Source organism: Rhodoglobus sp. (genome assembly GCF_053580035.1).
This window is the reverse complement of record NZ_JBMDVL010000002.1, coordinates 107201-119394: the sequence shown is the minus strand read 5'-3', so window position 1 is coordinate 119394 and position 12194 is coordinate 107201. Positions and strand designations below refer to the sequence as shown.

The following is a 12194-nucleotide window of genomic DNA, read 5'->3' as shown; positions in this document are numbered from 1 at the left end:
CGTGCCCGGACTCTTCATTACCCTCGAGGGCGGAGATGGTGCGGGTAAAACCACACAATCGAAACTTCTCGTTGAGTGGCTTACCGCTGCCGGTCACACTGTAGTCGTCACCCGCGAACCCGGCGGAACCGACCTAGGGCTTGAGCTGCGCGAAATTGTCTTGCACCGCCGCGGCGAGATGAATCCGCGCGCTGAGGCACTGATCTATGCCGCCGACCGTGCGCATCACATCGCGACGGTGGTTCGCCCGGCGCTCGAACGCGGCGAAATTGTGGTTCAGGATCGCTACATCGACTCATCTGAGGCCTACCAAGGTGCCGGGCGAGTGCTCGGCGCTGACGAAGTACGCGAGCTGTCGCTGTGGGCAACGCAGGGGCTACTGCCCGATGTGACTGTGCTGCTCGACGTCGACCCGACCGACGGCCGCAAGCGCCTCGATAGCGCCCGCACCCGCTATGACCGGCTCGAAGCTGAGAAACAAGATTTCCACACCCGCGTGCGTGACGCCTTCCTCACTCGGGCTGCTCAGGAGCCCGATCGCATCCTTGTCGTGGATGCCGCACGCGACCTGAATGAGATCGCCGCCACAATCCGTGAGCGCATCCAGAATCACCTGCCACAACCCGCTTAGACTGAGCGCATGTCGTTGTGGGAGGGCCTAACAGGTCAAACTGAGGCGATCGCCGTTCTGTCGGCGGCAGCATCATCGTCGGCTTTGGGAAGCACAGACGAATCGTCAATGACTCACTCGTGGCTGATCACGGGGCCGCCCGGTTCCGGCCGGTCAAACATTGCCTACGCGTTTGCTGCCGCACTACTCGGCACCCGCGGCGACGAGACCGAAGAATCTGTGTACAAGCAGGTCCTGGCCCGCACTCACCCCGATTTGGGAGTCCTCAGCACCGAACGCGTCATCATCTCGATTGACGAAGTGCGCAAACTCGTCTCGTCATCGCAATTTTCGCCCTCGGTTGGCCACTACCGCGTGATGATTATCGAAGATGCCGACCGCATGGCTGAGCGCACCTCCAACGTGCTGCTCAAAGCGTTAGAAGAGCCGCCGCCGCGCACCGTCTGGATTCTGTGTGCTCCAAGCGAAGCAGACCTCATCCCCACCATCCGCTCACGCGTGCGCAGCGTTCGCCTTCGCACCCCCGCAATTGACGATGTCGCGCAACTGCTGCAAGACCGCGATGGTGTTGCCCCCGACATCGCCTTGCGTGCCGCGCGTGAAGCTCAAAGCCACATCGGCATGGCACACCGTCTTGCCACCAATTCGGAGGCCCGCGAACGACGCGAACGCACCCTCACCACCGTTCTCGACATCCGTTCGGTGTCCAATGCTGTGATTGCTGCCACGACTTTGCTTGACCTATCGAAGGCGGATGCCACAGCGCTCACCGAAGAGCGGGATGCCCAGGAACGTGAGTCAGCGCTTCGCTCGCTCGGTGTCGCCCCCGGCGGAACTATCCCGCCAGCGCTGCGCGCTCAACTGAAAACGATGGAAGAGGACCAGAAGCGTCGAGCTACCCGTGGACTGCGTGATGGCATCGACCGCATCATGGTTGACCTGCTTTCGCTGTATCGCGACATTCTGCTGACCCAGATCGGCGCTCCTGGCGAACTCATCAACCTCAGCATCCTCAACAACATCAACGCGGTCGCTGCCAGAACCACGCCCGTAGCGACCCTTGCGATCATGGATGGTATCGCTGAAGCGCGCCGCCGGATCGAGAGCAATGTCGCGCCAGCGCTCGCGCTCGAGGCAATGCTCGTGAAGGTCGCTGTTTCCGGTCGCGGCGCATGAGGCGCATCTTCGGCGTCACTGCCGCTGCGATTGCTGTCTCGCTCTTGCTGAGCGGTTGCGTCTCGTGGTTCATGCCGCCGGCATCAAACATGACGTCAACACCGACCGACGAGCCAGTGACTCCGGGACTTGAGCCCTACTACCAGCAGGTGTTGGAATGGGCGAACTGTGGTGATGCGCTGCAGTGTGCCACGGCGATTGCGCCGGTGGATTGGGAGAACCCCGAGGGCGAAAAAATCGAGTTGGCGCTAGTTCGTCAGACAGCGCGCGGCAATGACCGCATCGGTTCGTTGTTGGTGAATCCTGGTGGTCCTGGTGGCTCTGGGTTTGATTTCATCGCCGACAGTGTGGATTACGCCACGAGTGAGGCGCTCCAGTCACAGTTCGATGTGGTTGGTTTTGATCCTCGTGGGGTGAACCGTTCGACGCCGGTGTCGTGCTACTCAGAGCCGGCGGAGCTCGACGAGTACATCTACGGGATTACACCGGGGGAGAAGGGCAGCGACGAGTGGCTTGCGGCTTCCACGGAGGCATCTGCTCAGTTTGCGGAGCGCTGCCTTGAGGAGACGGGGCCTCTTCTGGGGTTTGTCGACACTCTGAGTGCTGCCCGCGATCTCGACATGCTTCGGGCCGCGCTTGGTGACACCACGCTGAACTATTTGGGCTACTCCTACGGAACGTTGCTTGGACAGGTCTACGCGGAGTTGTTCCCGGAGAAGACGGGGAGACTCGTTCTTGACGGTGCGGTTGACCCCGCGGCATCCGAATTTGAGGCAACGAAGGCTCAAGCTCAAGGCTTTGAGGGTGCACTTGATGCGTTCTTGGAGGATTGTGCTGGCGCCAACGATTGTCCTTTCACCGGATCGACTGAGCAGTCGCGGGCATCGATTCGCACTCTGCTAGATCGCCTCGATCAGAGTCCACTTGCGAATGCTGATGGTCGCCAGCTGGGCAGTGCGACGATGTTTACCGCGATCATTTTGCCGCTCTATAGCCAGGGCAATTGGGCGTATTTGCGCCAACTTTTCACCACCGTGATGGAGGGCGATGCGAGCATTGCGTTCGATCTCGCCGACAGCTACAACGGTCGTGGCGCAGATGGCAGCTATGCGGAGAATCAGACGGAAGCGTTCGTTGCAATCAATTGTTTGGATGCCCGCGAGCCCGCCGATTCTGCCCGCATGCGCGAACAGGCTGCTGCCTTAGCTGTCGCTGCTCCGATCTTTGGGCCGCAGATGTCTTACGGAGATCCGGGGTGCGCTAATTGGCCGGTGGAGGCGAAGCGCGAGCGGGTGGCGATTGCGGCTCCTGGAGCGGCCGACATGTTGGTGATCGGTACGACAAACGATCCCGCAACTCCGTATGCGTGGGCGGAGACTGTTGCCGCCAATCTTGAGAGCGGGCACCTCATTACCTACAACGGTGAGGGCCACACAGCATACAACAAGTCGAACGACTGCGTGAATTCCACCGTGGAAGACTTTCTGTTGAAGGGCGTGGTTCCGGCCGCCGACCCCAACTGCTAACCGCTAGGCTCAGGGCCGTGAAGTTCACCCGTGCTAGTTCCTCTGTCCGCGCCCGCAGGTTCAGCCTTGTGGCGACTGCCGCGGCAGTGACGGTGCTGCTGAGTGGCTGTGTGAATATCCTCGACTTGCTCGTCGGCGAACGTTCGGAACCAACCGGCGAAACGGTTTCCGCGGAACTTGCCCCGTACTACGAGCAAGTACTCACGTGGGTTGACTGTGATGACGGCGCTCAGTGCGCGACGGCGACAGCGCCAATGGATTGGGCTAATCCCTCGCCCGAAACAGACATCACTCTGGCGCTTGCTCGACATGAGGCGACCGGCGAAAGCTTGGGGTCGCTGTTTGTGAATCCTGGTGGGCCTGGGGCTTCAGGTTTTGATCTCATTCATGATGATGTCGATTTTGCGGTGAGTTCGACGCTTCGCGAAAATTACGATGTTATCGGATGGGATCCTCGCGGGGTTGGCCGCTCGACTCCGGTGACGTGTCTCGACGACGATGGACTCGATGATTTCGTTTACGGGATCCCGGATGCCGAGGTCGGCAGCGATGCGTGGCTTGCTGAGAGTGAAGAAGCGGCGATCAGCTTTGGTCAAGCGTGCTTTAACAACACCGGTCCGATCCTGCAGTTCATCGACACCCAGAGCACGGTGCACGATCTCGACATGTTGCGGGCGATTGTTGGCGACGAGAAGCTGCAGTACTTGGGTTATTCCTATGGCAGCGATATCGGTTCGTACTATCTAGAAAACTTTCCCCAGAACGCTGGGCGCATTGTGCTCGACGGTGCAACAGACTCGTCAATCTCGGTGTTCGAGGTGGGGCTCGTGCAAACGGCGGGATTCCAGCGGGCGCTCGAAAACTATTTGGCAGCCTGCCCCACGTCGTTTGACGATTGTCCTTTCACAGCGGGCGTGGATGCCGCACTCGCGACCATCCGCGAACTTTATGACCGCTATGACGCTCAACCGGTTGCTGCCCCCGATGGCCGCATGATGGATGCCGGTGTCATCGATATTGCGATGAGTACTGCACTCTATTCTCAAGATTCGTGGCCGTTTCTTAACGATCTCTTCTCAGAGGCTGCTCGAGGCGGAACGGATACCGCATTCTTCTTGGCCGATTTCTACTACAGCCGCGATAGCGATGGCACCTACACCGACAACTCGCTTGAAGCTTTTATCGCGATTTACTGTGTTGACTACCCGGTCGAGACTGACCCTGCCGTGTTAGTCGAACAACAGAAATTGATGCAGGCGGCATCGCCAACCACGTATCGGGACTTCCCCCCGACCGCAGACCTCACGTGCCTGAATTGGCCCTATAAGTACATCGGCCCTGGTATCACTGAGCTGACAGGTGCCGGGGCACCACCGGTCCTCATCATTTCGACAACCGGTGACCCAGCGACACCGTACGAGTGGGGGGTCGCCTTGAGTAAGCAGCTTCAGAGCGCTCAACTCATCACCTACAACGGAGAAGGGCACACCGCCTACAACGGCGGAGTTGCCTGTGTGGATGATGCTGTCGACAACTACTTCGTGCGCGGAACGGTGCCCAATACCGACCCCAACTGTGGCGCCAAGCGCTGACTTCACGGTGACGGCTTTGGAGCCCCGAATCTTCGGCTAAGCTATCTTGCTGTGCCTCATGAAAATGCGGCCGGCCGCCTTAGCTCAGTTGGTAGAGCATCTCACTCGTAATGAGAAGGTCGTCAGTTCGATTCTGACAGGCGGCTCCACCAGAGTGCAGCTACGTCGCCAGTTCGCCGATTTCAAGGCTTGTCAGGCAAGCTCCCATGCCCGTCTCTTAAACTCGGGTTATGAAGTACCGAAATGAGCCGATCTATACCGCAGCGATTGGCGCTGGTCGCGCAATGTTTGGTGCCCTCCGGGTGCGTCGCACCGTTATCGGTGCGGAGAATATGCCCGATACGGGCGGTGCCGTCATAGCGATGACCCACTTTGGGTATTTGGAATTTGCTCTCGTCGAGTGGGCGACCTGGTTGCATAACCGCCGCCGCATCCGCTTCATGGCGAAGAAGAGTGTCTTCGACAAACGGGTGGTCGGGTCATTCATGCGCAACATGAAGCACATCCCGGTCGATATGAAGGCGGGAGCAAGCGCATATGCCGCGGCCGTGTCAGCACTGAAGTCTGGCGAATTGATCGGAGTCTTTCCCGAAGCCGGGGTGAGCGCGTCATTCACGATTCGTGATTTTAAGACTGGCGCGGTGCGATTGGCCGCTGAAGCTGGAGTGCCCCTCATTCCGCTCGCGGTGTGGGGCGGGCAACGCCTCATGACCAAAAACCGCAAGATCACACTGCGCGAGCGAATCGGTGTTCCCATCATGATGGTCGTCGGTGAGCCCATCATGGTGTCGGTTGCGGATGACGCGAATGCCGCAACCGCGCAACTCAAGGCAACTATGGAACGTCTCCTTGAAAAGGCGCAACAGAACTATCCGCTTGAGGGAACCGGGCAGTGGTGGCAGCCACGCCAGCTCGGGGGAACAGCCCCGACCCCAGAAGAGGCCGCGGCAGCCGATGCCGAGCGCGAATTGCGCCGGGCTCAGTCTTCTCGCAATCGTCGATAGTCGAGCAATGCCCTTGGGTTGTGGTCCCGTCCCCAACTGGGGCTACCCGTGTGGATGAAATCGCCAGCAGGTCTGCTTAGGATTAGATTAACCAACGACATGCGATTGCGGCGCGACTCTACAGAGCTGACCGCGTTCGCATCCATCTAAACGGCATACCCGGTGTGAACCGGCGATGCTACGCCACGGGACCTCACAAAGGTTGGCCGGGTTATTGAACTGAAACTTTATTTGTCATGCGCAAGAACGTCCCCACTGCTAAATCCGTTGCGTGTACCGGCGCCGCTGAGGCTGCTATCGAAGTCTTGGATCGCGACAGGACGGTTGCGCCGGTTGCTACCACGTCGCCAAGGAGCGCCGTACGAAGCTGGCTTTCCTCATTCGTTCTGCGCGCGGGCGTCGCAGCCGGAGAGAGACGTGCTCGGGATCTTCCGAGCCCCACTGACCATCCCAGCGGGCACGCACGGGGCGCGAACAGCCAGAGGTTGCTCCTGGTGGGATCTGGACCAGCAGTTGGTTGGGGGGTCACCAGTCACGAACTCGCCCTGCCCGGTGCCCTCGCCCGGGCCTTATCGAATCTGACCGGTTTCGGCTTCACGGTAGATGTCATCGCCGATCCGAGCATGGATGCTGCCAGCGCTCTCGACGCGATAACATCCGTTCCCTCCCATCGCTACGACGCTGTGATTGTCACGGTCGGGGTCAACGACGCTCTGACTCTTACGCCGCCGAGGCAGTGGAGAAGCCGGATACGCGAAATGATGGATGGATTTGTGGCCAGTTTCCCGATGGATTCGCCACTTTTTGTTGTGGGCATTCAGCCCATCGAGTCCATCCCCCTCTTTAGCGCCAGGGTTAGCGCGATAGCTGATGCTCATGCGCGCCTTCTCAACCAGGCGACTGTGGATCTGACATCGCTCGAACCACGTGCCGTGTACCTGCCGCTGCAGCCTCCTTCCGCTCAGGATTCTCCCCTAAATGACGACCGATATCGGACAGGGCAGGAGTACGCGCGTTGGGCATCACAGCTCGCCCCCGAGATCGTCGACCATCTTGGTGGTGCTCCGCGCGACACCCGTGATACCGGCACTCCGATTTCGGGGGAGGAAAGTGCTCGCCAGCTCGCTGTCGACCTTCTCTCCGCTGCTCCTCACGACAATGACCTCACTCTCAGCCTTAATCGCATTGCCACGCTAGCGAAAAGCGCGTTTCAGGCCCAAACGGCTCTCATTACCGTCCTCGGCCCAGACTCTCAATGGAATCTTGCCCAATCCGGCCCTGAGCTGGGGGAAGTGCCACGCAACGTTTCGCTCTGCGAAACCACTATCCAGTTCGGCGACATCTTCGTCATCCCTGACACGCTTGCGGATGCGCGTTTTCGCGATAATCCGCTGGTAACTTCCGGCCCCCAGATCCGCTTCTATGCAGGATTTCCGATAGAGGCGCCCTCCGGCGTCCGGATTGGGGCTCTCTGCGTCATAGACACACGAGCCCGGAGCCACGACGGCGACCTGAATGAGCCGCTGTTGCGAGAATTGGCCCTCATGGCTCAGCGGGAACTCTGGCGACACTTGCGTGCAGACGGGCCGTCTGAATCATGATCCGCAAAGTTCACGATGCGGTTGTGGACGCTCAACTAAGGCGACCTAAATAGCGAAAGCCCGCTCTTCACGCTCGAGCAAAGTCGTGGACTCGGCCCGATTTGGGTCAACTCGCAGTCAAGCTCCTCATGCTGAATTTGGGCCACGGACCTGTCCCCCAAAGGGAGGATAGAAGCGTCACCCAGACCCCCCATTAACGGGTATTTCCGCATGTTTCCGGGGTTTTTTCCTTGCAAATCGGGAACTTCACGCCTAGTTTTGGGCCTAGGACGCAGGGGGAACTGCGTCCAATCATTCGTCTGGGGGACGATTTTCATGGGGAGAGTTCCGTGGTTAACGGCGGCATTTACTGTCGTACTTGTTGGGGTAGTTCCATTCGTCGGGGGAGGCGGACCGGGTCTCACTGACAGCGCAACCGCAAACGCGGCAGCACGCTCACCGTTGTTCGCATCGACCGCAACTGGTCCGATCGAACAATCGACGACCGCGATTGCGATCGCCAGCGTTGAACGTGTCACTGAAGCATCATTGGCGGCAGAGCTTAAATCAGAAGCCAAAGCGCTCACCGTCGACTCTGAGCACCTCGCGCAGAAGGCAGTGCCCAAGCCGAAGCCAATCGTCGTTGCAGCGGCAATCGGAGGCAGCGCATCCATCGCTCAAATTCGTGCAGTGTATGCCGCAGCCGGCCAGTCTTGTCCCGGTAACGTTGGTGGTGGCGTACCTGGTGCACCAAGCCGCAGCTCATCGCAGGGTGTACCCGGCACTACATCGGGCGACCTTGCATCCTTCGCCTACACCTATAACTCGATCCGCGTCGCTAACTGCTTGCAGCCAATCGCGCTGTCGAAGTTCCGCTACGACTCCTGCATGGAAGAGCGTCTCTTCTGGATGGCGGAGTCGCCAAGCTCGAACCCGCTCGACGCTTGGGGTCACATGGGAAGCACACGTGCCGATGGTGTTCCTTCGCGCGGTTGTGACGGAAACCTCGCAGGAGGTTCAGGAAACAGCGGAGCGACGGTGGCATCCAAGTGGTGGGCATCCAGCTCGCACCGGGCATCGCTTTACCGCCCGGGTGCCAGCACCGCAGGCGCTTGTATCGCTTTCGCTATGACGCACGGTGGAATCGATGAACCATACAGCTTCACCCGCGCCGCAGCACGATGGACGTGGTGCTAGGCCCACTCGCACAAGCTGATTCGGGCATCCGGGTACTATAACCGGGTGACTGAATCAGCTAGCAGTGAGCCGAAGGCGCCAGGAGGAATCCGGGCGTTGTTCGCCAAACACCCCACCGCATTCACGGTGACGGTCGCGGCACTAGTTTTTGTACTGCTTGGAGTTGGAGCAGTATTCGCCGGAATTTCGGTTGGCTCCGCCAACTCGGCAGATGATGTCACCCCAGACGAAGTCACTGCTGAGCAGCGGAGCCAACCGGATGTTACACCCGCGGGAACTACGGTGCGCACTTGTTCAGTAGAAAACTTTGCGACAGTAGCAACTTTTCCCAGCCTGGTTGGCATAGTTACGGATGCCGCAACGGGTGAGGCGCTGTGGAGTCGCTCAGGAAAAGAAGCGGCAATCCCCGCGCACATTGTGACCGCATTTACGGGCGCTGCCGCCCTGCAAGCACTCGGCCCTGACACTCGGATCAGTACGAAAGTGATCGACGGCTCGACACCGGGAACCATTGTTTTGGTGGGTGGCGGAGATCCGACACTCGCGACGACGAACGCGTCGTTCTACCGCGATGCCCCTCAAATTTCCGATCTGGCCTCGCAGGCTATGACACGTTATGACGAGCTTCACCCGGCGACACCCATCACGCAGATCGTGCTCGATTCCACGCTGTGGAACTCGAGCGACGCGTGGAACGCAGACTGGCCGGAGCGGGAGCGCACAGGCGGATATCATTCCGCGGTGACCGCTCTCATGGTGAATGGCGATCGGGCCGATCCCACAATTGCGATCAGTCCGCGCGGCACTGACCCCGTACAGTCTGCCGGCGAAGCGTTCGCGCAGGCCGCCGGACTTCCCGCTGTCTCATTCACCAAGGGTGCCGCCGTTGGCAGCACTGTTCTTGCTGAAGTGAAATCGCAGCCGGTGAGCATTCTTGTGGAACAAATGCTGCTCAGCGGCGATGACTCCCTCGCAGAGTCTTTGGCACGACTTGTCTCCAAGAAGCTCAATCTCAACGGGTCGGCATCCTCCCTCACCCAGGCGCTCTCTAGCGCTCTGACAGATGCTGGACTCGAAGACACCTCGACGATCACCATCGCCGACGGCTCGGGTCTCAGCCCCAAGAATCAGGTACCGCCGGTATTTGTCACGCAGTTCATGTCTGAGGGCGCCTCGGGGAATGGGGCGATTGCCGCCGTCTTCGCGATGCTGCCGGTTGGCGGTGAGAGCGGTGACCTGTACAACCGCTTTGTGGGGGATTCTGCTGCGGCATCCGGTCAGGTTGTAGCGAAGTCAGGTTGGACTAATCAAGAACATTCGCTCGGCGGTGTCGTGAATGCTGCAGACGGCACTGAGTTGGCGTTCGCGTTTTATGCGATCGGCGAGGGCATCTCGAGCGACGCTCGCACTGCGCTCGACAATCTCGTCGCCGGGGTTTACGCGTGTGGAAACAATCTCTCCAACTACTAGCGAGAGCAACCTAGACTTGAAGTGTGGTTGCCGCACTGTTCATTATTGACGTTCAAAACGACTTCACTGAGGGCGGGGCCCTCGGCGTTGCGGGTGGTGCTGCCGTCGCGGCCGATATCACCACGTATCTGTGGGCACATGCGCAGCACTACGCCGTGGTGGTTGCTTCCCGCGACTGGCACGATGCGAATAATGACAACGGTGGCCATTTTGCGACCGACGCCGAACCCAACTTCGTCGACACCTGGCCTGTTCACTGTGTCGCTGGCACTACCGGTGCCGAGTATCATCCGGCGATCAACACCGGGCAGATTACTGTTCATGTGCGCAAGGGGCAGGGCGTGCCTGCGTACTCAATCTTCGAGGGCGTTACGGACGACGGTGAGCCTGTGCCTGCCCTGCTCGATCGCCTAGAAATCGACAGAATTGATGTTGCGGGAATTGCGACTGACTATTGCGTGCTCGCCTCAGCGCTGGATGCCGCAGCCACGGGCCGTGAGGTCCGAGTGCTCACTGATCTGATTGCGGGAGTTGCGCCGGAGTCGAGCGCTGCTGCTCTTGAGACGATGAGTGAGGCGGGCATCACGCTTGTGTCCGATGATGAGTGACGCCGAAGAGCTGACCCTTCCTGGCTTCATCGCCGAATCGGAGGTGCTGCCTCCGAGCAAGAATTTGGGGCTGCGGTTACTTGCTGTTCTCATCGGTCTTGGGCTTCTCATCGGACTCTCGGTCGCCGGCGGCGCTGCGGTTCTTACCGCAATCTGGCCTGACCGCGCAGGGATGTGCGATGCCTCAGCCGGACCATGCAGCGACCTCACTATTGAACAGATTTCCTCGTTCTCGGGAATCGATCTGCCGTCGACGGCAACGATTGACGCCGCCGAGTATGAGCGGGTGGATGGCACCGGGCTGCTTTCCGCAACCGTTGTCTTGAGCGCTGGCGAGGTGGATCCACTACTCAATGGTGACTATCGGGTGTCTCCAGCACTCTCGTGGGCGTCGGAAGCGGATGCGCTCAGGCTCGACAATTTGGTGCTCTACGAAGGTGTCGATTCCCTTACCGGGCCCGGCTATGAAGCGGCCAGTGGTCAGCGTGCCGATGGCAGCACCGTTATTCTCATTCGCACCGCTCGGGTCATCTAGAGTGCCGATTATTGCCGTCACCGAGCTCAGCGATCCGCGGCTTGCTGACTATTCGCACCAGACCGACGTTGCTCTGCGCAAGGCGAGAGGAACTGAACACGGCCTCTACCTCGCTGAGTCGTCGCTCGTGTTGCAGCGGGCGCTCCGCTCTGGCCATCGCGTGCGCTCAGTGCTTGCCCTCGACACTTCCGTAGAAGAGATCGTTGAGCTTGTCGGCGACGACGTACCGGTCTTCACGGGCGGTGGATCGCTGCTCGCCGAACTGACAGGCTACGTGCTGCACCGCGGAGTGATCGCGTCGATGCATCGCCCGCCCCTGCCGACTCCCGAGGCTTTGCTGACGGATGCTCGCCGCATCGTCATTCTCGAAAACGTCGTTGATCCCACCAACGTCGGCGCGATCTTCCGCTCGGTCGCCGGCATCGGGGCGGATGCGGTGCTCGTCACCGAGCAGTGCTCCGACCCGTTCTACCGGCGCGCAATCCGTGTCTCAATGGGGACCGTGCTGCAGGTGCCGTGGACCCGCATCGGCAACTGGACTGACATTCGTACGCTGCTCACGGCATCCGGATTTCAGATTGCGGCGTTAGCGCTCGAAGACGGTGCGGTGTCGCTGCGTGACTATGCGGCGGATGCTCCCGCGAAGGTTGCGCTCGTGCTCGGCACCGAGGGCCACGGTCTCACCTGCGAGGCTATCGCTGCCGCTGACACGATCGTGCAGATTCCGATGCGTCACGGCATCGATTCGTTGAATGTTGCCGCGACCGCTGCGGTCGCGATGTTCGCGCTGGCGGTGGAGTAGCGGCTGCGGCAGACCTGCACCGGCAGCACAGAGCTGCGGCGCACTAGCAGGCGGGCGCACGGCCGAAGCAGTA

11 protein-coding genes and 1 tRNA gene are annotated in these 12194 nt (G+C 60.0%); all 12 read left to right on the top strand.

Going from position 1 to position 12194, the window contains the following annotated elements; all coding sequences use genetic code 11:
- The first annotated feature begins 1 nt into the window (after position 1).
- The 12 genes from tmk to ACOH1Z_RS09805 all read left to right on the top strand — a co-directional run bounded on the left by tmk (position 2) and on the right by ACOH1Z_RS09805 (position 12121).
- Positions 2–631: a dTMP kinase gene (tmk, locus tag ACOH1Z_RS09860; RefSeq protein ID WP_449648322.1), complete on the top strand. Its 630-nt coding sequence runs from the start codon at positions 2–4 to the stop codon at positions 629–631.
- Positions 632–640: 9 nt separating this feature from the next.
- Entirely contained in the window at positions 641–1807 is a 1167-nt protein-coding gene (locus ACOH1Z_RS09855) for a DNA polymerase III subunit delta' (protein ID WP_449648321.1), read from the top strand.
- Positions 1804–3333 (top strand): alpha/beta hydrolase, encoded by a 1530-nt coding sequence (locus tag ACOH1Z_RS09850; protein WP_449648320.1) that lies wholly within the window; start codon positions 1804–1806, stop codon positions 3331–3333. Before ACOH1Z_RS09855 ends, ACOH1Z_RS09850 begins: the two co-directional genes overlap by 4 nt.
- A 17-nt stretch (positions 3334–3350) precedes the next feature.
- Positions 3351–4925 carry an alpha/beta hydrolase gene (locus tag ACOH1Z_RS09845; protein WP_449648319.1) on the top strand — a complete coding sequence of 525 codons (1575 nt, stop codon included), beginning with the start codon at positions 3351–3353 and terminating at the stop codon, positions 4923–4925.
- A gap of 73 nt (positions 4926–4998) precedes the next feature.
- Positions 4999–5074, top strand: a tRNA-Thr gene (locus ACOH1Z_RS09840).
- A gap of 81 nt (positions 5075–5155) precedes the next feature.
- Entirely contained in the window at positions 5156–5929 is a 774-nt protein-coding gene (locus ACOH1Z_RS09835) for a lysophospholipid acyltransferase family protein (RefSeq protein WP_449648318.1), read from the top strand.
- 494 nt (positions 5930–6423) lie between these two features.
- Complete coding sequence (locus tag ACOH1Z_RS09830; protein ID WP_449648317.1) at positions 6424–7530, top strand: GAF domain-containing protein; 1107 nt, start codon at positions 6424–6426, stop codon at positions 7528–7530.
- Positions 7531–7845: 315 nt separating this feature from the next.
- Positions 7846–8706, top strand: coding sequence for a hypothetical protein (locus ACOH1Z_RS09825; RefSeq protein WP_449648316.1), 861 nt, complete (start codon positions 7846–7848; stop codon positions 8704–8706).
- A 45-nt stretch (positions 8707–8751) separates the two neighbouring features.
- The gene (locus tag ACOH1Z_RS09820) at positions 8752–10176 is read left to right on the top strand and encodes a D-alanyl-D-alanine carboxypeptidase/D-alanyl-D-alanine-endopeptidase (RefSeq protein WP_449648315.1); all 1425 of its coding nucleotides are present in this window, start codon (positions 8752–8754) and stop codon (positions 10174–10176) included.
- Between the two features lie 23 nt (positions 10177–10199).
- Entirely contained in the window at positions 10200–10784 is a 585-nt protein-coding gene (locus ACOH1Z_RS09815) for an isochorismatase family protein (RefSeq protein ID WP_449648314.1), read from the top strand.
- Entirely contained in the window at positions 10777–11319 is a 543-nt protein-coding gene (locus ACOH1Z_RS09810; RefSeq protein ID WP_449648313.1) for a hypothetical protein, read from the top strand. The genes ACOH1Z_RS09815 and ACOH1Z_RS09810 overlap by 8 nt, the downstream gene beginning before the upstream one ends.
- Before the next feature lies 1 nt (position 11320).
- Positions 11321–12121, top strand: coding sequence for a TrmH family RNA methyltransferase (locus ACOH1Z_RS09805; RefSeq protein ID WP_449648312.1), 801 nt, complete (start codon positions 11321–11323; stop codon positions 12119–12121).
- Positions 12122–12194 lie beyond the last annotated feature (73 nt).